The sequence below is a fragment of the Lacisediminihabitans sp. FW035 genome (assembly GCF_054880895.1).
In genome coordinates, this window is sequence record NZ_CM142187.1 from 1,244,679 (window position 1) to 1,264,862 (window position 20,184).

A 20,184-nucleotide genomic window follows, 5' to 3' on the forward strand; every position below is an offset into this window, starting at 1 on the left:
CCTACGCAGAACCGGGAGGGCGTGGATGCCCGGTAGAGGAATCTCGAGGATACGACCAATCCATTCAGGTTCTCGCTCCGAACTCCGTGAATACGTCGTCGTATAACCCCCGACCTGCCTTGACCCGACAAGCGGCGACGCGGAGGACACAACCATGACACAGACGAATACCCGGCGCCTGGTTCAGGCGCTCGTCGCGTGCGCGATGATCGCGGCCACCACCATCGCTGGAGCAACTCCCGCACTCGCGCAAACCGGGGGTTCCCCATCCCTGGTCGGCTGGCTCCGAGTCGCCCACTTCTCACCGGACACGAGGCCGGTGGATGTGCGCATCACCGAGGTAGGCCGCGACAAGCCGATCGCGGAACTCGACTCGGTGCCGTACGGTGCGGTCTCGCCATACTGGTCGCTGGTGCCGGCGAAGTACCTGGTGACGATGACACGCGCCGGATCCCGGGCGTCGAGCACTCCGATCTCCCGTCTTTCGGTGACCGTGAAGCAGGGGGAGAGCACGACAGTCGCCGCCTACGGGCGTAATTCGCACCTGCGGATGAAGGCTTTCGCCGACGATCTCGCCACCCCGGCCGCTGGGAGCGCCCGGATAAGGATGATCCAGGCGTCCACGGAGGCGCCGACGGTCACCGCCGCCACCGCCGCGGGGAAGGCGATCGCGATCAAGGCCCCCGGCGGCACAGCGACCGAATACGTCGAAGTGCCCGCCGGCACCTGGACGCTCGTGTTCCGTGCCCGGAAACGTGACTTCAGCACCACGGTCACGCTCGAGTCGGGTTCGGTGAACTCGCTTGTCGTAGTCGACACCTCGGGCGGCCGCCTCACAGCGCGCCCGGTCGTCGACAGCGCGGCGGCGCTTCAGATACCGGTCGGAGCAGTGCAGACGGGCGGTGGATTCCTCGCTCGCGAATCTGCCGTCTCCGATGCGATCCCGAGCAGGGCTCCCCTCACCAGGGGCGGCGGGTCGCCGGAGGTCGCGCGATGAGCGGCCGCCACGCGCACGGCCGCCTTGCCCTCGGCATCGGCGGGATCATCGCTTCCGGAACGGTCCTCGGTCTCGCTGCCGCGGTGGTGATCGCGGGCGTGCAGGGTGTCGGCCCGATTGCGGCCGATCGCGGCTCGCAGGGAGTGCAGAAGTCGAGCGCGACGTCGGCGAGCTCTGCCGGGGCCCTGCAGGATCCGGTCGCGGTCCCCGTAGCGCCGAGCCTGGCGGGGATCGTGGCGACCCACCTGGACATCCCGTCGATCGGGGTATCGACCGACCTCGAGACGCTCGGGGTGGATCCGAGTGGGATCCTTCATCCCCCCACCGATTTCGACCGGGCCGGTTGGTTCTCCGGCGGTGTACTCCCCGGGCAGGTCGGACCCGCGGTGATCGCCGGACACCTGGATTCGGCGGCGAAGCCCGCGGTATTCGAGCATCTGCCCGAACTGGCGGCGGGCGCCGGCATCGTCGTGCGGCTATCGGATGGCACGGCGGTCGACTTCACCGTCGCGTCGAGTTCCGTCGTGCCGAAGGCGACCTTCCCGACCAGCGCGGTCTACGGCCCTGTGCCGACCCCTCAACTTCGCTTGATCACCTGCGATGGGCCTTTCGATCGCTCGACCGGACACTACACAGAGAATCTCGTCGTCTTTGCGACCCTCTCGGCCTCCACCGGCGGAGGGGAATCTCCACCCGGCCTCCACCCCTGGGTGGTGCCTGCGCCGGGGTATGGCGGCTGAAGATCGGAACATGACCATTCAGACCCTCGCAAACGCCCTCGTCGTGCTCCTCCTGGTGGGCTGGATCGGGGTCCGCCAGCTCACCTGGCGCCCGGTGACGGTCTCGAAAATGTGGAGACTGCCCCTGATTCTGGCCGCCATCGGTGTCGTTCAGCTCGTCGGGGTTAGTCATGGCAGCGCTCTGTCGCAGGCCGATGTCGCGGTGCTCATCATCGAACTCGTCGTCTCGCTCGGCGTCGGTTCGGCCATGGGCGTGCTCGCCCGCTTCCGCCCGGCGACGGCTGGCGAACCGTCGAATCCGTCGGCGCCTGCCGAGTTCGAGAGCCGCACCGGATGGCTCGGGCTCGCGCTCTGGCTGGTATTCATCGCAGTGAGGGTCGGCATCGACTTCTGGGCAGTCTCCGCCGGGTCCGTCGTCGCGACCGCCACGGGAGTCATCTTCGTGATGATCGCCGCCAACCGGGCATCCCGCACGGCTGTCTTCACCGTCCGCCTCTCACGGATGACTCCGGTGGCGGCCTGAGCGCTCGCGAGGGAAGATGGCTCGTGACCACCCGAGATCGTCTGCCCGAGCCACCGTCCACCGCGCTCGGGCGTCTCCTCAATCTTGCCGGAATCGGCGTAATCGGGTATTCGCTTGCCGCCGGTTCCGGTGGTCGGTTGCCGGCAGTCGTCCTCGTGCTTTCGATTGTGGCCCTGGGGGCCTGGCTCGTCTCTGTCGTCCTTCCCGGGTCGGCACTTCGCCTCCTGGGCGCCGGCCCCTTCGCCGTCATGATCGTGGCCGGATCCCTGGTCACGCCCGGAACCCACGGGCTTCTCGTGGTTCCGGCGACCATCGGTGTCCTCCGTGTGTTCGGGCTGGTCGGCCGACCCCTGTGGTGGGGAATCTGCGGGGCTGCTGTCGGAATCGGTCTTGTCGGCGTCGGCGCTGTGTTCTCCCCGGTGGAGCCACTCGCGCTGGTCTCGATGGAGGCCGGGGTCCTGGTCGCTGCGCTCGTCGGCCTGAGCCGTCGCCAGTTCCGGCTCGCGGAGCACCAGTCTTTAGCGCTGCTCGAAGAACGCGTGTCTATCCGCGAGCAACAGGCGCGGGCCGAGGTGCTCGAGCAGCGGCAGGCGCTGGCGCGGGACATCCACGACGTGCTCGCTCACAGCCTCGGGGCACTGGTGATCCAGCTCGACGCCGTCGAGGCACTGCTCGAAGCCGGACGAACCGCGGATGCCTCGACCAGGGTGCACGACGCCCGACGGCTCGCCGTTGCCGGCCTCGACGATGCGAGGAGGGCCGTGGGCGCGCTCCGGGAGACGGGGACGGTTCCGAGCGAGCAACTCGCCCGGTCGGTCGAGGGCCTGGTGTCTGCGCATCGTGAGCTCGGCGGTACTGTCGAGTTCGGGGTGAACGGTGATCCGGGCGACCTCCACCGGATCGGCTTCGGCGCGGCGGAGTCGGCCGCGCTCGTCCGGGCGCTCCAAGAGGGGTTCACCAATGCCCGACGGCACGCACCGGGAGCGCCGGTGGGGGTCACTATCGACTGGTCGGGGGAGGGAGTGCACCTGGTGGTGAGCAATCCGATGGTCTTTCCGACTCCGGGCCCGTCCATTTCGACCACACAGACCCCGGCGGCCGGGGGTGGCCATGGCCTCGCGGGCATGGCCGAGCGCTTCGCGGCAATCGGGCGAGCGACTCTGTGGGCGGGGGAACGCGAGGGCCTCTTCGTGATCGACGCCCGGGTGCCGGCCGCCACCCGCGCACCGGACGGATCGACGGAGGGCCGCGCGTGACCGAGTCTCCCATCCGCGTCCTCGTTGCGGACGACCACGCGATAGTGCGAGACGGCCTCGTCACTGTCCTCTCGCTGCTCCCGGATATAACAGTCGTCGGTGAGGCAGCCGACGGCATCGCAGCGGTGCGCCTGGCGGCCGATCTCGAGCCGGACGTGGTGCTCATGGACCTGCGAATGCCGGGGCTCGACGGTGCCACGGCCACTGCCGAAATCCTCGCAGCCCAGCCGTCGGTGGCGATCCTGGTACTCACCACCTTCGGTGACGACGAGTCGATCGCCGGCGCCCTGCGGGCCGGTGCCCGCGGCTATCTCACGAAAGACGCCGGGCGGATCGAGCTCGCCGCTGCCATCCGGTCTGTCGCCAGTGGCCAGGCAACCTTCGCCGCCGATATTGGCGCGCGCCTCATCGAGGGGCTCGTCGGCGGGACTGATCGGGAGCGGCCCCGTCTCGAGGACCGCTTCCCCCAGCTCACCCCGCGCGAGGCATCCACGCTCCGACTCATCGCGGAAGGGCTCAGCAACCCAGAGATCGCGACCCGCCAGTTCGTCAGCGTGTCGACAGTCAAGACACATATCAATTCGATCTTCGCGAAGCTCCAGGTGCGGGATCGCGCGCAGGCGATAGCGCTCGTTCGAACTCGATAGCCGACGGGCCATTTGCTCGCTCAAATCGCTATGACACAGACGATTTCGTCTGGGCTCGTCGCGCAAAGTGGCCAAATCCGCAGAAATTTGTCGAATTTCTGAAACAATTCGGTACTAGTGTGAGCCGCACAGGCCGTTCGACGACGAGCGATCCTGGCTACCCGGCTGTGCCGTGCTGTCTGCGGCCTTCACGCAAGGAGTGTGCGAATGACCGCAACTGTTCCGTCCACGAAAGATGTGGATAGCAAGGGGCTGAAGGGCGGCTCTCTCGGGCTCATCTCCAGCGTCGTCATGGGGGTGGCCTCCACCGCCCCGGCGTACAGCCTCGCCGCGAGTCTCGGGTTCATCGTCGCCAGTGGTGGCGCACTCCTGGCCGGAGTGAAAGCACCGGGCATCGTGCTCCTCGCCTTCATCCCGATGTATCTCATCGCCGTCGCCTACCAGGAGCTCAATAAAGCGGAACCGGATTGCGGCACCACCTTCACCTGGGCGACCCGGGCGTTCGGCCCCGTCACGGGCTGGATGGGCGGCTGGGGCATCATCGTCGCCGACGTCATCGTCATGGCCAACCTCGCGCAGATCGCCGGGTCATACACCTTCACCCTTGTCGGGTCGTTCGGTCTCCCGGGAGTTGCGGCACTGTCGAGCAATGCGGTGGCCTCGACCATCGCCGGGCTGCTGTGGATCGTGCTGATGACCTACATCTGTTATCGCGGGATCGAGATCTCCGCTCGGCTGCAGTACGTCCTGCTCAGCTTCGAGGTGGTCATCCTCATCGCGTTCGCCATATTTGCTCTCGTGCGGGTCTACAGCGGCAACGCGGAGTCCTACTCACTCGTGCCGACTCTTGACTGGTTCAACCCCTTCACCCTCGACTTCACCAAGGTGATCGCCCCCGCGATGCTCACCGCAATCTTCATCTACTGGGGCTGGGACACCGCGGTCTCGGTGAACGAGGAGACGGCCGATCCGGCCAAGACGCCCGGTCGCGCCGCGATCATCAGCACCCTGCTTCTGCTCGTCACCTACGCGCTGGTCGCGGTCGCCGTCGTCGCCTTCGCCGGTGTCGGAACGAAGGGAGTCGGTCTCGGCAACCCGGACAACGCGAGCGACGTGTTCTCCGCCATCGGTCCGGATCTGTTCGGCACCGGGGTGATCGGGCACATCCTGCTCGCCTTGCTCGCGGTCTCGATCCTGACCTCCGCGTCGGCGTCCACCCAGACCACGATCCTGCCGACGGCGCGCACCGCACTCTCCATGGCGGTCTACAAGGCGATCCCGGCGAAGTTCGCGCGCATCCACCCCAAGTACCTCACGCCGACGTGGTCCACGATCGGGATGGGGATCGTTTCGGCAGGCTTCTACCTGCTGTTCACGGTCATCGGCGCCGACACCCTGTTGCAGGCACTTGTCGGGTCGATCGGCCTCATGATCGCGTTCTACTACGGCCTCACCGGGTTCGCCTGCGTGTGGTTCTACCGAAAGACGCTCACCTCATCGGTCCGCAATTTCATCATGCGAGGACTCTTCCCTTTCGTGGGCGGGGCGATCCTGTTGTTCGTGTTCGTGTACGGCCTGCAGCAGTTCGCCCTGCCGGACTGGATCCAGGACGACAAGGGTCATAACGTGACGATCTTCGGCATCGGCGCGACCGCCGTCGTCGGGGTGATCGGACTCCTCCTCGGCGCGGTGCTCATGTTCCTCTGGTTCCTGCGCCAGCCCGAGTTCTTCCAGGGCAAGACGCTTCCACGCCGTTCCGACGACCTGGTGATGTCCCCGGGGGAGGGACGGGTTCCCACCTTCGGGCTCCCCGACTCCGGCCGCATGCCCGAGGTCATCGCCCCCGACCTCTCGAACCTCCCCCCGGGACAGTCTGTGATGGATGCCGTCACCGGTGAGGAACTGCCGGGCGCCCCCTCCGCGCCCCCGCTGCCGCCCACCGAGAAGTGAAGTAGCCCGGTCCTACGCGCCACCCAGCCCGCCGAGTGGGCGCAAACGGCTTCCCAACCCGAATCTGGGAGCCGTTATCGCCCACTCGGAGGTGTCGTAGGGTCGAGAGGTGAAATTCAACTCCGTGGCATCCGTCCTCCTGGCCGCACTGGTCGATGTCGTGCTCGTCGTCGCGTTCGTGCTGATCGGCCGTGCGAGTCACAGCGAGGGCCCGGTTGGCACCCTCATCACGCTCTGGCCCTTCGTCGCCGGCCTGGCGATCGGATGGATCGGCGCCCGGGCGTGGCGCACGCCGTTCACGCTGCGCTGGACCGGGCTCACGATCTGGGCCGCGACAGTGATCGTGGGGATACTCCTTCGCGCGGTCAGCGGCCAGGGCGTTCAGTTCGGGTTCGTGGTCGTGACGACCGTGGTACTCGCGATCTTCCTGCTCGGGTGGCGGGGGATCGTGCAGCTCGTGCTCCGCGGTCGTGCGCGCCGGGCCTGACCGGGGATACGGCGCGGGCTACGTCACCTGGATGATCGTCAGCAGCGCGCCCGTCGGGTCGGCCAGGTGGGTCATCCGTCCGAACGGAGAATCGGTGACCGGGTCGAGCTGGGTGCCACCAAGGCTGACGACGACGGATGCCGTGGCATCCGTGTCCTCCACGCCGAAGTAGGGCATCCAGCGGGCGGTCTGCCCCGCTCCGAGGTACCCGGAGGCGTCGAAGATGCCGGCGAGGGGATCCCCGCCAGCGCTGAAGGTGGACATGCGGAAGTCCGGGGTGTCGCTCATCGGGGATGTGGTCCACCCGAAGGCGTCGCGGTAGAACGCGAGCGCTCCGTCGTAGTCGGTGGCGTGCAGTTCGTGCCACACCGGCGCGCCCGCCTCATTGACAAGGCCGAACCCGGGGTGGCCCGACGGCTGCCATGCCCCGAGCTGAGCACCGGAGGGATCGGCGAGTCCCACCATCGTGCCGAGCCCCGGCACCTCGTGGCGGAAGAACACCTGCCCGCCGTTCCCGGCGATCGCGGCCGCAGTCGCTTCTGCGTCCTCGGTCTTCAGGTAGACGGTCCAGAGGTCGGGCATCCCGGGCTGGTTCGCCACCATCCCGGCGACCCGGTGGCCGTTCTTCGAGAAGTTGACGTAGTCGTTGAACTCGGCGCCGGCCTTCTCGTGCGTCCAGCCGAAGACCCCCGTGTAGAACTCGATCGAGCGGTCGGTGTCCGAACTCTGCAGGTCGAGCCAGACGGGTGCGCCCGGGGCGATATCGGTGGGAGTAGGCATGGGATCCGTCTCTGCGCGTTCATCGATGAACGGCGCTTGGACAGCGCCGCTCTCCATGGTCGTGCACCGTCGGCCCGAACACAATGACGCCGACCGTCGCGGCGCAGGTGCGACGCCACAGAAGACGGCGTATTCTCAAGGCACACGGGGAGCCATCCGGGCTCCCGATCCGAGGGAGCTCACCATGGCCGACAAGTCACCGAAAAAGTCAACCTCGAAGACCGCGGCGTCCAAGTCCCTCAAGGAGAAGCGCGCCGACAAGAAGACCAAAGCAGCGAACAAGCCCAACGGCTGAGTTCGACCGGAGGCCCGGGACATCGCTCGAGACGAGCGGGTCCCGGGCCTTCGTCGTGTGGCCCGCGCTTAGTGGGGCCGGAGCGGGATCAGGCCGTCTTCATGATGTCGGCCGTGAAGTTGCGCACCCTGGTGAGCAGGCCCTCGGCGCGCTTGGCCACGACCTCGGCGGGATCCGGCTGCATCGGCGATGCGGGCGGCATGATGCGGATGATGAGGGAGCAGGCCAGATCGGCGCAGATGTAAGTGCCAACGGTGTTGCCGTCGCGGCCGGACTTTCCCGCCCGCGCGGCGGAGAACAGTGCGACCTGGTCGGACGGCTGGGGTGTGCGGCAGAGCGAACACATTGCCGAGATTCTCGGTCGCATGCTCGCGCCGGAGGCCCGGAGCACGATGCCGACGGGGCGATCGTCCAGCCAGTGCACGAGGTACCCGCGCAGGGGCGCACCGTGGTCCCGCCAGCCGAGATACTCCCGCTCCCCCCAGAGCACTTCGTGAAGGCCGGGGAGGGGCATCCGCTCGATCTCGCCCTTCGAGGCGTTGACGATGCTGCGACGGATGTCTGATTCGTTGAGCGGTTTCATGGCCTCCTCGGGGGCAGCGCCTCCTCGACGAAGCCGAGGGATGTTTCCAGCGTAATCCGCCTCCGCGGGCAATCGGTTCTCGCGCACCGGCGCGTGCACTGTGCTCGTTTACGATAAACGCATGTTCGCACTGGGAACCCTCTCTGCCGTTGCGGCGTCGACACGGCCGGAGTTGCTGGCACCGAGTGTGTTGGCGATGCTCACCGCCGAAGGACTGCTCGATTCGGTAGGAGTCGTCGAGATCGATCCGGAGGTGTCCGACACGGCCGCCACGCGCGAACGGTACGAGCTGCCGCTCGGGGCCCTCGCGAACTGCGTGATCGTCGGGGGCCGCCGCGAGGGCGTCGACAGGGCAGCGGGAGTCGTCGTGCTCGCCAGCACCCGCGCCGATGTCAACAGCACCGTCAAGCGACTGCTCGACGTGCGGAAGGCATCGTTCCTGCCGATGGATGCCGCGGTCGAGGCGAGTGGCATGGAGTACGGCGGTATCACCCCTATCGGGCTGCCCGCCGGCTGGCCGGTCTTTGTCGACCTGCGGGTGGCCGAGAGCGACCTTGTAGTGATCGGATCGGGCGTGAGGCGGTCGAAGATCCTGCTTCCGGGACGGATCCTCGCGCTGATGCCGGGGGTCCGGATCGTCGAGGGCCTCGGCCGCGAAATCGCAGACGGCTGATCGCCGGCCGACAGGAGGACACGTCGTGAGCGCAGCGGAGCGGAACAGGGGAGCCTGGCAGCGCGCGGTGCTGCGCGACGAGGGCGATGCCCATCGCCCGGTCGGCTGGGTCGAGCTCTTCTTCGATCTCGTCTTCGTCGTGATCATCTCGGTGCTCGCACACGATCTCGAGGGAGGCCTCAGGGCCGATGGGATCTTGCGGTTCGTCCTGCAGTTCGTCGCCGTCTTCTGGGTGTGGAACGGATTCACCTACTACACCGAACGGTTCGAGTCCCATGGCCTGGAGAATCGGCTGTTCACCTTCCTCGGCATCCTCACGGTGGCGGGCCTCTCGGTCTGGGGGGAGGACGGGCTCGGGCACAATTACCTCGGCTTCGCGGCATCCTTCCTGCTTGCCCGGGGACTCAACATCGTGATGTGGCTGCGCGCGGGTCGACACGAGCGTCGATTCCGGCGGGCGGCCGGCGGTTTCACTGTGGGATACCTCGCCTCGGCCGCTCTCATCGGCGTGAGCCTTGTCGTGGACGAACGGTGGCGCCTGGCCCTGTGGGGCCTCGCCGTGCTCGTCGACATCGCGTCGCCTGCGGTCACGGCACGATTCCAGTTCGGCCTTCCGGGGATCAGCCGCGACAAATTTCCGGAGCGCTTCGGGTTGCTGACTCTCATCGTGCTCGGCGAGGTGGTGGCGAGCGTTATCCAGGGCGTTGCTGCCGCGAACGAGGCGTCGGAGGTGTCGGGGGCGACGATCTTCGATGCCAGCCTCGGCCTCGCCATCGGCTTCGGGTTCTGGTGGGTCTACTTCGACTTCGTCGCCCGGCGCGCCACCCGGCCGGATTTCGTGATCGCCCTGGTGTGGGTCTACCTGCATATCGCGATGCTGATCGGGATCGTGCTCGCGGGAGTCGCGATCAGTGAAGCGCTGCACGCCGGCGATGACGGGGAGCCGAGACGACTGCTACTGCTTGCCATCGGCACCACCCTGATACTGATCGCGCTTCTCGAACTCACCCTTGACCGTGCGGCCGATGAGCGCACCGGCGCGATTCTGAGCCCGGTACTCAAGGCCGCCGTCGGTGGCGCGGTGGCACTGCTCGCACCGTTCAGCAACCCCCTACCGACCACGGCTGCCTTGGCAGCCGGAGTCGTCGCACTGGCGATCCCCGCGGCCTACGGCGCCCGGGTCTACTACCGGCGACCGGTGTTGCGGCGCTGACGGATCAGTCGCGCGAGGAGGACTTCGCCATCGCGATGAGCGCGACGAGAAAACCGCCGCCGCCGAACAGGGTGATCGCACCGAGGATCGTGTAGAGGATCGCCGTCGTCTGGGCCATGGGAACTCCTTAACTCTGCGGGTCTGGACACCGCAGTCTCCACCGTATCGCCTCGCGAACAACCGTCATGCGCGCAGCTTCTCCAGCAAGGGGCCGGCTGCTTCGTCGAGGAATCGCTGCTGGTTCTCGTCGCCGACCTGCACGAGGGCGACGTCGGTGAAGCCGGCGGCTGCATACTCGCGCACCGCGTCGGCGAGTTCGTCGAGATCGGGACCGCAGGCGATCGTCGAGGCGACATCCTCCGGACGCACGAACTGGCTCGCGCCCTCGAAGCCGGCCGGGGTAGGCAGGTCGGCGTTGACCGCCCAGCCGCCGCCGAACCAGCGGAACTGATCGTGCGCCATCGCGATGGCGGCATCCTTGTCCGGCCCCCAGCAGATCGGAATCTGCCCGATCGAGCGGGACGGCCCCTCGTGCACCTTCGCCCAGGAGTCGAGCAGTCCCGCCTCGGGCTCCGTCGTGATCAGGTGGTCGCCGAGGGGCGCGAACCGGGCGATCGACTTCTCTCCCGAGACCGCGACGGCGATCGGCACACCCCCGTCGGGCAGGTCCCAGATGCGCGCGGAGTCGATACGGAAGTAGTCGCCCTGCCAGGTGACAAGGTCGCCGGTGTGCAGCTCGCGGATGATGGTGATGGCCTCCGCGAGCATGTCCTGGCGCTGGGCGACCGGCGGCCAGCCCTCGCCGATCACATGCTCGTTGAGGTTCTCGCCGGCTCCGAGACCGAGGATGAATCGGCCATCGGAGAGCAACTGCATAGTCGCCGCACTCTGGGCGATGACGGCGGGGTGATAGCGAAGGGTGGGGCAGGTCACATAGGTGGCGATTTCCACCCGCTCGGTGGCCTGGGCCACCGCTCCGAGCACCGACCAGGCATAAGGCGCATGGCCCTGGGAGGTGAGCCAGGGGGAATAGTGATCGCTCGACACCTCGAAATCGAAGCCGATCTGTTCCGCCTTCACGGCATAGTCGACGAGCTGCTTCGGCCCGCTCTGCTCGGTCATGAGGGTGTATCCGAAATTGGTCATGGACCCACTGGTACTCCGCTGGTCCGCGAAATCAACCCGTATGCAGTTGACTTGCGGGGTGCACCCCGAATCGATCGACCGGCTCCGCTCCGACCTCCTCACCGCTCGCTTCAGCGTCGACACCCTCACCCGGCTGTGGGGCGAACAGGCGGATGCCGCGCTCCACCGTGGCCAGCGGGTTCCGGCGACCCGTGCCCTCGCCGGACCGGCGGGCGAGACGCCGGCCGGAGTGCTCGCGCGGGCATTCGTGCTCGGGATGCCAGTCTCCGCCGAGCAACTCGCCGGCGCTCTGCCCGCGCTCGGGATCGACGGCGCGATCGAACTCGGACTCGTCTCGTTCGAGGGCGACCGATTGCGAGCCGCGCTCGACCTCCGCCCGTACAGCTTCGTCGACACCACCGGGGTGGGGAGCTGGTGGATCGTGAGCGACCTCGGCGAGCTCACCGTCGGCGGCGCACTTCGCGAGGACCATGTCCTCGGGGTGGGCGGGGCATCCCTCACTCTCAGCGGTCTGATGGTGGGCACGCCGGTCGATGCCGCGCTCGATCTCGGAACGGGGTGCGGCATCCAGGCAATGCATGCCGCCCGACACGCCACCCGTGTGGTCGCCACCGACATCTCGGCCCGCGCGCTCGGGATCGCGGCATTCAATGCCGAGCTGAACGGCATCCGTAACATCGAGTTCCGTCTCGGCAGCCTGTTCGACCCGGTGGCGGGGGAGCGGTTCGGGCAGATCGTGTCGAATCCGCCGTTCGTGATCACACCCCGCACCGAGGGTGTGCCGTCCTACGAGTATCGGGACGGTGGAATGGTGGGCGATGCCCTCGTCGCATCCGTCATCTCGGGGCTCGGCGAGCACCTCGAGCAGGGTGGGATCGCGCAGCTGCTGGGAAACTGGGAATACCGCGCCGGCAGGGACGGCCTCGACCGCGTCGGGGAATGGGTCGACTCGACCGGCCTCGACGCCTGGGTGGTAGAGCGCGAGGTGCAGGATGCGGCCCTCTATTCCGAGACCTGGATCCGCGATGGCGGCACCCGCTCCGGCCCCGAATTCGACCGCCTGTACGAGGCCTGGCTCGACGACTTCGAGCGGCGCGGGGTGACGGCGGTGGGGTTCGGCTACCTCACGATTCGGTCGACCTCCCGTAGCCTTCGCCGGCTGGAGCGAGTCGAGAGCGCAATCGTCGGCGGTCTCGGCGTCCATATCGCCGAGACCCTCGCGGCTTCGGACTGGCAGTCTGCCCGCACCGACGAGGAACTCGGCCGCGAGCAGCTGGTGCTGGCTCCGGATGTCACGGAGGAGCGCCACTACTGGCCCGGTGCGGCCGACCCCACGGTGATGACCCTGCGCCAGGGAGGCGGCTTCGGGCGCTCGGTCGCCCTGGACACCGGGCTTGCGGCCCTCGTCGGTGCCTGCGACGGCGACCTCAGCGTTCGTGCCATCGTCGCCGCGATCGCGCAGCTGCTCGAGGTGGATGAGGTAGCGCTGTCGGCTGACCTGCTGCCGAGCATCCGCGAACTCGTGACGACGGGGTTCCTGCGCCCGCTTACCTGACCCGAACATTCGCGGCATCCGTTCCGAACAATGAAACGGAAGAGTCACGATCATGAAACCATCACTCGCAGCCTCCGTGCTCGCTACCACCGTCACGGCCGCGCTCCTCCTCGGGACGTCGACCGCAGCCCTCGCCGACGAACCCTCCACGCGCTCGACCGCCGCACCCCGCACTCTCTCGTCAGTGCAGGCACTGGGGGCCGCGGCCACCACCGCCCGCATCACCGCCCTCGACACGGCGATCCCGAAGGTGACGTCGAACGTCTACCTCAGCTCTACCGACAAAGACCACATCCTCGGCACGCTCAACGGCGACCGCTCGGCGATGGTCACACTCGGGGCGAAGATCGCGGCGGACACCGACCTCACCGTGGCGACCAGCGACTACCACTCCATCTTCACCGGCTATCGTGTCTTCGCCGTCGCCATCCCGCAATCGTTCTACGCGGCGGCGGCAGCCGGACTCAGCGATTCGGCCATCCCCGCACTCCAGTCCGCGCAGAAGACCCTCGCCGCCGCCATCGCCGGTCCGCTCGCGTCCAAGGACACGCCGGAGATCGACGCCACCATGGCGGATCTCGCGACCCAGATCTCGGCCGCGCAGCAGTCCATCGCCGGGGTCTCGGCCTTCGCGCTCTCGGTCACTCCGGAGCAGTTCAATGCGAACCACGAGATCCTCAGCGCCACGCGTGCCTCGGTGAAGGCAGCGACCGCCGCGGCGAAGAAGGCGCGGGCGGATGTCGCGTCGGTGAAGGCGGCCCTCAAGTGATGACCGGCCGCTGGGTGATCCCGATCGCGGCGGTCTCCTTAGTCCTCGGCCTCACCGCCTGCGGGGCACGGTCCGCTCCGGCGTCGCAGACGTGGCCGGAGACGGCGGCACCGTCGACCCCGGCGGCGGTCACGACACCGGTAGCGACTCCGTCCACCGACCCTCTCGCCGACATCGACCGCCAGCTGGCGACCGTCGACGGGGCCGCCGCGCAGAGCCAGGGAGACCTCGCGGCGGGGGATGCGGCAGCGAGCGCGAGCGACGACGGGCAATAGTCGCAAATCCTCTTGGACGCGGGTCTTGTCCCCGCGCGCCGGCCGCGCCATGGTGGGTAGGGGCGAAACTTGCACCCACTGCTTATGAGGAGGACACCTTGTTCACCACCACCGGCGCATTCAGCGGCTTCTCGGTCGACGACATCGACGCGGCACGCACGTTCTACGGCGAGACGCTGGGTCTTTCCGTGATCACCAATGAGATGGGATTCCTCGAACTTCAGCTCGACAGCGGGGCGACGATCCTCATCTATGCGAAACCGAACCACACGCCCGCGAGCTTCACCATCCTCAACTTCCCGGCGGATGACATCGAGGCGGCCGTCGACGACCTCAACGCCCGCGGCGTGAGGACCAAGATCTACCCGGACGACCAGATGCCGAGCGACAGCAAAGGCATCATGCGTGGCAACGGACCGGATATCGCGTGGTTCCTCGACCCCGCCGGCAACGTGCTCTCGGTGCTCAGTTCGCGATAGTCCGGACGTCGCATCCGAGTCAGCGGAAGGCCGCCGGGATTGTCTTGCGCATGACGGTCTTGTTCTTGCCGATGTGACGCTCGAAGGAGAATCCGGCTTTCTCGAACATGGCTCTCGTGCCGTTGTGGAGGAAGGATGACGACGTCCTTTTGCCTGGGGGGAGCTCGTTGGCGAACGAGACCACCTCGCCGCCGCCGGCCTGCGCGATGAGCTCCAATGCGCCATCCAGCGCCTCCCGCGCAACACCCGAGCGTCGGCGGTCGCGGTCCACGAAAAAGCAGGTGATACGCCAGGGCGCCGGCGTAGTCTCGCCCGCGTCGTACTGTTTGCGATGGTAGATGTTCGGCAGTTCGACCGGACTGCCGTATTCGCACCACGCGATCGCGTCGTCTCCGTCGAAGACGAGTGCGGCGTGGGCGACGCCCTCCGCGACGAGTCTTTCCTTGAATGTCGGACCGTCGTACTCGCTCTTCACGGTGTGCTCGGTGTCGCCATGGAAATACGAGCAGTAGCACCCGCCCCACACCCCATTGTGCTTCTGCGCGAGCGCCAGCCACGCCGGAAAGGTCTCCGGGGTGAGCGCCTTCATCACGTGGGGTGACCCCATGAGGAACTTCCTTCGCACGTTGTCCGAGCCCCGGGCCACGGACGAGTGAGAACCCGGACGGACTCCACGCTAGTCGGAGGTCGCTGTGCGACGCCAGCGTCACCTGACTCTGTCCTCCTCCTGAGTTGCCCTTTTTTCAACCCCGCTGACCCAGATACTTCCCGGGCATAGGTTGAAAAGGTCGTCCTCGCCGACGAGGGCGACAGAGGGAGATGATCGTGGCACGAGTGAGGGCAGAAGAGACGTCAAGAGAGGTCAGCAGCCTCGTTCCTGCTCGGCTCGACCGGCTCCCGTGGACGAGGTTCCACTGGTCTGTCGTGGTCGGGCTAGGGGTCGCCTGGATCCTCGACGGGCTCGAGATCCAGATCGTCGCCTCCGCCGGCTTCGCTAAAGATCTGCACATGAGTGCGGTCGAAGTCGGGGCAGCCGGATCCGTCTACCTCGTCGGCCAGGTGGTCGGCGCCCTGTTCTTCGGGTGGCTGTCCGACCGGATCGGCCGCCGCCGCATGTTCATCCTCACCCTGCTCATCTACCTGGTCGGCAGCGGCATCGCCGGGTTCTCGCCCAACATGTGGTTCCTGTTCGCGTTCCGCTTCATCGCCGGCCTCGGTATCGGTGGCGAGTACGCGGCGATCAACTCCGCGATCGACGAGCTCATCCCCTCGCACTATCGCGGTCGGGTGGACATCGCCATCAACGGCACCTACTGGGGTGGCGCTGCCCTCGGAGCCGCGGCGAACCTCTTCCTCCTCAACCCGGCCCTCGTGAGCGAGAACTGGGGGTGGCGTATCGGATTCTTCATCGGTCCGGTACTCGGGCTGGTGATCATCTATCTGAGGCGACACATCCCGGAGAGCCCACGGTGGCTCATGAGCCACGGTCGTGAGGACGAGGCGGAGAAGACTGTCGACGATATCGAGGAGCGGGTGAAGAACGAGGGCGGCGACCTTCCCGAGGTCGACGACAGCAAGGCGATTACGGTGACGCCGCACGGTCGGGTCGGGTTCGTGGCGATGATGAAGGTGCTCTTCGTCAAGTACCCCAAACGCACCTTCACCGGGGCGGTCATGATGGTGACCCAGTCGTTCCTGTACAACGCGATCTTCTTTACCTACGCGCTAGTTCTGCAGAACTTCTACCAGGTGCCTGTGGGGTCGACCCCGCTGTACTTCTTCCCATTCGCCATCGGCAACCTGGCCGGACCGCTGCTTCTCGGCCACCTCTTCGACACGTGGGGGAGGCGCAAGATGATCTTCCTCACCTACGCCCTCGCCGGTGCGGTGCTCGCGGTCTCCGCCTTCCTGTTCAGCGCGGGAGTACTCAACGCGACCACGCAGACGATCTTCTGGTGCGTGTCGTTCTTCTTCGCGTCGGCGGGGGCATCCTCCGCCTACCTCACGGTGAGCGAGACCTTCCCCCTCGAGTTGCGCAGCCGGGCGATCTCGTACTTCTTCTCCCTCGGCCAGCTCGCGGGGGCGCTCGGTCCGGTGGTCTACGGCGCCCTCATCGGCGACGGCAAGGACCGCGGTCCGCTCACGGGTGGATATCTTCTCGGTGCGGGGATCATGATCTTTGGAGGGATCGTCGCGCTCATCTTCGGCACGAATGCCGAGCGGCAGTCGCTGGAGGATGTCGCGGAGCCGCTCTCGAAAGTGGGCTCGAGCGACTCCGCGAAGTAGGGAATAGCGCGACCATCCGAGGCTGTTCTCCTTCGCATCCCCGACTCGAACCCCAGGAGCAAAAATGTCTGAAAAAGTCTGGTTCATCACCGGTACCTCGCGCGGTTTCGGCCGCGAGTGGGCCATTGCGGCGCTCGATCGTGGCGACCGTGTCGCTGCGACTGCGCGCGATACCGACAGCCTCGCCGACCTGGTGGAGCAGTACGGCGACGCCATCCTTCCGCTCTCGCTCGATGTGACCGACAAGGACGCGGCCGCCGCCGCCGTCGCGCAGGCCCACGAGCACTTCGGTCGCCTGGACATCGTGATCAACAACGCGGGCTTCGGCCACTTCGGCTTCATCGAGGAGATCACCGAAGACGAAGCGCGTGCCCAGATGGAGACGAACCTCTTCGGCGCGCTGTGGGTGACCCAGGCCGCGCTGCCCTTCCTTCGCGCTCAGGGCAGCGGCCACATCATCCAGGTGTCGTCGATCGGCGGCATCAGCGCCTTCCCCCTCGTCGGCATCTACCACGCCTCCAAGTGGGCGCTGGAGGGCTTCTCGCAGGCCCTTGCCCAGGAGGTGGCCGGGTTCGGTATCTTCGTGACCCTTGTGGAGCCCGGCGGTTTCTCGACGGACTGGAGCGGATCCTCCTCGAAGCGGTCCGAGCCGCTCGACGACTACGCCGAACTGCACGAGGCGGTGGATGCGGCCCGCAGGCAGCGATTCGCAGCCCCGGGGGACCCCGTCGCCACCCGCGGCGCCATCCTCAAGGTCGTGGATGCCGACCGGCCGCCGCTGCGGATCTTCTTCGGTGAGGCGCCGCTCGCCATCGCCAAGGCCGACTACGCCAGCCGCATCGCGGTGTGGGAGGAATGGAACGACGTGTCGATCGAAGCGCAGGGACCGGCGGAGTAGCCGGCGCGCGGGGTCGGTGCTGGCGGCGAGGGGCTCGCGTAGGGGTCGGCGGTCGCGGCGAGGGGCTCGCGCGGGTCGGTGCTGGTCACGAGGGGCTCGCGTAGGGGGCGGTTGTGCGGCGCTCCCGAGATGTTCACGGATCAGGAGTCGAGACGCGACACGCCGCGAAAGCGCCAGCGACACGCCGACAGCTCCGCGTGGATCCTGATCCGTGAACGGTGCGAGCGGTACGGGCGTGAACGGTGCGAGCGGTACGGGTGCGAACGGTGCGTGAGGTACGGGTGCGGGTGCGGCGCAGGGTGGCGAAAGCGAGCGCGCCGGTGGAGTCCGCGGGCGAAGCTGGTTCGGGGCGCACGCGGAGTCGCGACGCCGGCGCATCCGTAGACTGGGTCTACCGCTGTCGATCCACCAGGAGGACCCTTCGTGAAAATCTTCGCCTTCGTCATCGCGCTGGCCCTCTTCCTGCTCGGCATGGTTCTGATGGGCTACGCCTTCGAGCCCGATGCTCCCCACGGCGTCCTGTTCTTCGCCGGCATCGTGAGCGTCGGGGTCTCGCTCGCCATCCCGTTCCACGTGCTCAAGCGCGTCGACGGCTAGGTCGGAACGCTCGGTGTCCGACGATTTCGGCATCGGCGCGCAGGTCTTCGTGCGTGCCACCGCCTCAGGCGAGGATTCGACATGGCCGGATGAGCCGAGCGGCGTGATCGTGCGCTCTGGCGGTTCCGCCCTCGCGGGGGTCTGGGGTCGCGGCGGAGGCGGACGGATGTGGTGGGTGCAGTTCGACGAGCCGCAATCCAATTCCGACGGGGACGGCCCGTTCCCCTCCGCCCAGGTGCACGAGAGATTCCTGGAACTCGCGCCACCGGTGAGCGAGCAGGAATGAATTTCGGGGAATACGGCGAGGACGCGCTCGCCGGTGATTGGCGCGGCGCGAAGCGCACGGCGATCCGGCAGATCCCCGCCGAGCGCGATCTCGTTATCGAGTGGGCCGATACCGGGTTCTGCGGGGCCGTGCTGCGGGTCGAGAACAAACTCGTGCACCTCGAGGACTACCGCGGAGGCGTGCGACTCTTCCCCTTGGGAGGGGGCTATCTCCTCGAGGGCGAGCCGGTCGTGCTCACCGCGCCATCCGTCGCGGCCAGGGGCTCAGCGCGCACGGCATCCGGATCGTTCGCCGTCGCCGACCAGAGGGCGCGTGTCGCGTTGCCGAGTCGCATCTTCGTGGAAGGGCGACACGACGCGGAGCTCGTCGAGAAGGTCTGGGGTGCCGACCTGCGGGTCGAGGGGGTCGTCGTCGAGTACCTCGAGGGTGTCGACGACCTCGACGCCATCGTGCGGGAGTTCGCCCCGGGTCCCGGCCGCCGCATCGGGGTGCTCGTCGACCACCTGGTTGCGGGGTCGAAGGAGAGCCGCATCGCGGATGCCGTGGCGCGCGGACCTTTCGGAGCGCACGTGCTCGTGGTGGGACATCCCTTCGTCGACGTCTGGCAGGCGGTGAAACCGGCCCGGCTGGGTCTCGCGGCGTGGCCAGACGTGCCACGGTCGATCGAGTGGAAGCACGGTATCTGCGCCGCTCTCGGCTGGCCGCACGAGGACCAGGCCGATATCGCCCGGGCCTGGCAGCGCATCCTCGGCCAGGTGCGCACCTATGCGGATCTCGAGCCGGTGGTGCTCGGCCGGGTGGAGCAGCTGATCGACTTCGTGACCGCCTGAATGGCCCCGCCGTCCCGGATCAGTGCGACAACCCCGCGACCAGGTTGATCGTGGTGGCGAGAATCACCGATCCGAAAATGAAGGACAGCAGGGTGTGGCGCAGCACCGTCGACCGGATCGTGTGGTTCGTGATGTCAGTATCGGACACCTGGTAGGTCATGCCGAGAGTGAATGACACGTAGGCGAAGTCCGTGTACTGCGGGGGCGCATCCTGGTTGAAGTCGATGCCCTTGTCGGCGGTGTAGTACTGGCTGGCGTAGCGCAGGGTGTAGAGCGTGTGCAGCAGGATCCACGACAGCGCGACGCTCACGAGCGCGAGCGCTGCGAGCAGCCCCTTCGCGAGGCCGTGAGCCTGGGCTGCCTGCACCAGCACGAAAGCCACCGAGAACAGGCTGGCGACGCTCAGCATCAGCACGAGCAGGTCGGCGATCCCTCTGGCCGGCTCCTCCTGGCTGGCTCGCGCCCTGGTCTGCGTGGCGTCGAGCTTCGCCACCGACACCCAGACCGTGGTCGAGTAGACGAGGGCGGCGAAGCACCAGCCCACTGTCGGTGCATAGGCCCATTCCCCGAGACTGCCCGTGATGAGGGTCGCGACGAGGCCGACGAGCAGCATGACGACCAGTCGAACGGTGGCGTGATGACGGTGCATCTGCTGATTAGACCACCCGCGGGGCGGATTTCGGGGGATAACCCCATCGCGTCGTTCCGGCGCACCGGGCAAGCTGGGGTCATGGCTGAATTGAAGAGACCCCGAACTGGCCGCGTCTTCGCGGGAGTGTGCGCAGCGATTGCGAATCGCTACGGCTGGAGCGCGAATGTGGTGCGCCTGGTCTTCATCCTGTCGTGCCTGCTGCCCGGGCCGCAGTTTCTCATCTACATCGCACTCTGGATCTTCGTGCCCGCAGAGAGTTAGCCGCCA

General features: G+C 67.3%; 24 protein-coding genes. 19 read left to right on the forward strand and 5 right to left on the reverse strand.

Annotation, left to right across the window (positions count from 1 at the left end):
* The first annotated feature begins 154 nt into the window (after nt 1-154).
* The 7 genes from ACVXZ4_RS05965 (at nt 155) to ACVXZ4_RS05995 (ending at nt 6,600) form a co-directional block, all read left to right on the forward strand.
* Nucleotides 155-997 (forward strand): DUF4397 domain-containing protein, encoded by an 843-nt coding sequence (locus ACVXZ4_RS05965; protein ID WP_461797318.1) that lies wholly within the window; start codon nt 155-157, stop codon nt 995-997.
* Nucleotides 994-1,737: a sortase domain-containing protein gene (locus tag ACVXZ4_RS05970; protein ID WP_461797319.1), complete on the forward strand. Its 744-nt coding sequence runs from the start codon at nt 994-996 to the stop codon at nt 1,735-1,737. The genes ACVXZ4_RS05965 and ACVXZ4_RS05970 overlap by 4 nt, the downstream gene beginning before the upstream one ends.
* Before the next feature lie 10 nt (nt 1,738-1,747).
* Nucleotides 1,748-2,260 carry a hypothetical protein gene (locus tag ACVXZ4_RS05975; RefSeq protein ID WP_461797320.1) on the forward strand — a complete coding sequence of 171 codons (513 nt, stop codon included), beginning with the start codon at nt 1,748-1,750 and terminating at the stop codon, nt 2,258-2,260.
* A gap of 23 nt (nt 2,261-2,283) precedes the next feature.
* Nucleotides 2,284-3,516 (forward strand): histidine kinase, encoded by a 1,233-nt coding sequence (locus ACVXZ4_RS05980; RefSeq protein WP_461797321.1) that lies wholly within the window; start codon nt 2,284-2,286, stop codon nt 3,514-3,516.
* Nucleotides 3,513-4,163, forward strand: coding sequence for a response regulator transcription factor (locus ACVXZ4_RS05985; protein WP_461797322.1), 651 nt, complete (start codon nt 3,513-3,515; stop codon nt 4,161-4,163). Before ACVXZ4_RS05980 ends, ACVXZ4_RS05985 begins: the two co-directional genes overlap by 4 nt.
* Before the next feature lie 207 nt (nt 4,164-4,370).
* Nucleotides 4,371-6,113 (forward strand): APC family permease, encoded by a 1,743-nt coding sequence (locus tag ACVXZ4_RS05990; protein WP_461797323.1) that lies wholly within the window; start codon nt 4,371-4,373, stop codon nt 6,111-6,113.
* Between the two features lie 109 nt (nt 6,114-6,222).
* Complete coding sequence (locus tag ACVXZ4_RS05995) at nt 6,223-6,600, forward strand: DUF3054 domain-containing protein (RefSeq protein WP_461797324.1); 378 nt, start codon at nt 6,223-6,225, stop codon at nt 6,598-6,600.
* 18 nt (nt 6,601-6,618) lie between these two features.
* On the opposite strand, the gene ACVXZ4_RS06000 is transcribed toward ACVXZ4_RS05995, so the two are convergent.
* Together ACVXZ4_RS06000 and ACVXZ4_RS06005 are read right to left on the reverse strand one after the other, a co-directional pair.
* A complete protein-coding gene (locus ACVXZ4_RS06000; protein ID WP_461797325.1) occupies nt 6,619-7,380 on the reverse strand; it encodes a VOC family protein in 762 nt (253 codons plus the stop codon).
* A gap of 383 nt (nt 7,381-7,763) precedes the next feature.
* Nucleotides 7,764-8,258, reverse strand: a complete 495-nt coding sequence (locus tag ACVXZ4_RS06005) for an FBP domain-containing protein (protein WP_461797326.1) — start codon at nt 8,256-8,258, stop codon at nt 7,764-7,766.
* Nucleotides 8,259-8,379: 121 nt separating this feature from the next.
* Here ACVXZ4_RS06005 and ACVXZ4_RS06010 point away from each other — a divergent pair, with 121 nt between their 5' ends.
* Both ACVXZ4_RS06010 and ACVXZ4_RS06015 read left to right on the forward strand, forming a co-directional pair.
* Nucleotides 8,380-8,931 (forward strand): YbaK/EbsC family protein, encoded by a 552-nt coding sequence (locus ACVXZ4_RS06010; protein WP_461797327.1) that lies wholly within the window; start codon nt 8,380-8,382, stop codon nt 8,929-8,931.
* Between the two features lie 25 nt (nt 8,932-8,956).
* The gene (locus ACVXZ4_RS06015; RefSeq protein WP_461797328.1) at nt 8,957-10,144 is read left to right on the forward strand and encodes a low temperature requirement protein A; all 1,188 of its coding nucleotides are present in this window, start codon (nt 8,957-8,959) and stop codon (nt 10,142-10,144) included.
* Nucleotides 10,145-10,327: 183 nt separating this feature from the next.
* Here ACVXZ4_RS06015 and ACVXZ4_RS06020 read toward each other — a convergent pair whose 3' ends face one another.
* Nucleotides 10,328-11,290: a TIGR03557 family F420-dependent LLM class oxidoreductase gene (locus ACVXZ4_RS06020; protein ID WP_461797329.1), complete on the reverse strand. Its 963-nt coding sequence runs from the start codon at nt 11,288-11,290 to the stop codon at nt 10,328-10,330.
* 58 nt (nt 11,291-11,348) lie between these two features.
* Here ACVXZ4_RS06020 and ACVXZ4_RS06025 point away from each other — a divergent pair, with 58 nt between their 5' ends.
* From ACVXZ4_RS06025 to ACVXZ4_RS06040, 4 genes are all read left to right on the forward strand, one after another.
* Nucleotides 11,349-12,845 (forward strand): DUF7059 domain-containing protein, encoded by a 1,497-nt coding sequence (locus ACVXZ4_RS06025; RefSeq protein ID WP_461797330.1) that lies wholly within the window; start codon nt 11,349-11,351, stop codon nt 12,843-12,845.
* A gap of 52 nt (nt 12,846-12,897) precedes the next feature.
* On the forward strand, nt 12,898-13,614 hold the full coding sequence (locus ACVXZ4_RS06030) for a hypothetical protein (protein ID WP_461797331.1): 717 nt from the start codon (nt 12,898-12,900) through the stop codon (nt 13,612-13,614).
* Complete coding sequence (locus ACVXZ4_RS06035; RefSeq protein ID WP_461797332.1) at nt 13,614-13,889, forward strand: hypothetical protein; 276 nt, start codon at nt 13,614-13,616, stop codon at nt 13,887-13,889. Before ACVXZ4_RS06030 ends, ACVXZ4_RS06035 begins: the two co-directional genes overlap by 1 nt.
* 98 nt (nt 13,890-13,987) lie before the next feature.
* A complete protein-coding gene (locus ACVXZ4_RS06040; protein ID WP_461797333.1) occupies nt 13,988-14,368 on the forward strand; it encodes a VOC family protein in 381 nt (126 codons plus the stop codon).
* Nucleotides 14,369-14,387: 19 nt separating this feature from the next.
* Here the strand turns inward: ACVXZ4_RS06040 and ACVXZ4_RS06045 are convergent, their stop codons facing one another.
* On the reverse strand, nt 14,388-14,975 hold the full coding sequence (locus ACVXZ4_RS06045; protein WP_461797334.1) for an N-acetyltransferase: 588 nt from the start codon (nt 14,973-14,975) through the stop codon (nt 14,388-14,390).
* Nucleotides 14,976-15,193: 218 nt separating this feature from the next.
* Between ACVXZ4_RS06045 and ACVXZ4_RS06050 the strand changes: the two genes are divergently transcribed.
* The 5 genes from ACVXZ4_RS06050 to ACVXZ4_RS06070 all read left to right on the forward strand — a co-directional run bounded on the left by ACVXZ4_RS06050 (nt 15,194) and on the right by ACVXZ4_RS06070 (nt 19,265).
* Nucleotides 15,194-16,654 carry an MFS transporter gene (locus tag ACVXZ4_RS06050; RefSeq protein ID WP_461797335.1) on the forward strand — a complete coding sequence of 487 codons (1,461 nt, stop codon included), beginning with the start codon at nt 15,194-15,196 and terminating at the stop codon, nt 16,652-16,654.
* 64 nt (nt 16,655-16,718) lie between these two features.
* On the forward strand, nt 16,719-17,552 hold the full coding sequence (locus tag ACVXZ4_RS06055; RefSeq protein WP_461797336.1) for an SDR family oxidoreductase: 834 nt from the start codon (nt 16,719-16,721) through the stop codon (nt 17,550-17,552).
* A 423-nt stretch (nt 17,553-17,975) separates the two neighbouring features.
* The gene (locus tag ACVXZ4_RS06060) at nt 17,976-18,149 is read left to right on the forward strand and encodes a hypothetical protein (protein ID WP_461797337.1); all 174 of its coding nucleotides are present in this window, start codon (nt 17,976-17,978) and stop codon (nt 18,147-18,149) included.
* Nucleotides 18,150-18,162: 13 nt separating this feature from the next.
* A complete protein-coding gene (locus ACVXZ4_RS06065; protein ID WP_461797338.1) occupies nt 18,163-18,435 on the forward strand; it encodes a hypothetical protein in 273 nt (90 codons plus the stop codon).
* Complete coding sequence (locus ACVXZ4_RS06070; RefSeq protein WP_461797339.1) at nt 18,432-19,265, forward strand: DUF3097 domain-containing protein; 834 nt, start codon at nt 18,432-18,434, stop codon at nt 19,263-19,265. The genes ACVXZ4_RS06065 and ACVXZ4_RS06070 overlap by 4 nt, the downstream gene beginning before the upstream one ends.
* Nucleotides 19,266-19,284: 19 nt before the next feature.
* Here the strand turns inward: ACVXZ4_RS06070 and ACVXZ4_RS06075 are convergent, their stop codons facing one another.
* A complete protein-coding gene (locus tag ACVXZ4_RS06075; RefSeq protein WP_461797340.1) occupies nt 19,285-19,914 on the reverse strand; it encodes a DUF1345 domain-containing protein in 630 nt (209 codons plus the stop codon).
* 81 nt (nt 19,915-19,995) lie between these two features.
* Between ACVXZ4_RS06075 and ACVXZ4_RS06080 the strand changes: the two genes are divergently transcribed.
* Nucleotides 19,996-20,178 carry a PspC domain-containing protein gene (locus ACVXZ4_RS06080; protein WP_461797341.1) on the forward strand — a complete coding sequence of 61 codons (183 nt, stop codon included), beginning with the start codon at nt 19,996-19,998 and terminating at the stop codon, nt 20,176-20,178.
* The last annotated feature ends 6 nt before the right edge of the window (nt 20,179-20,184 follow it).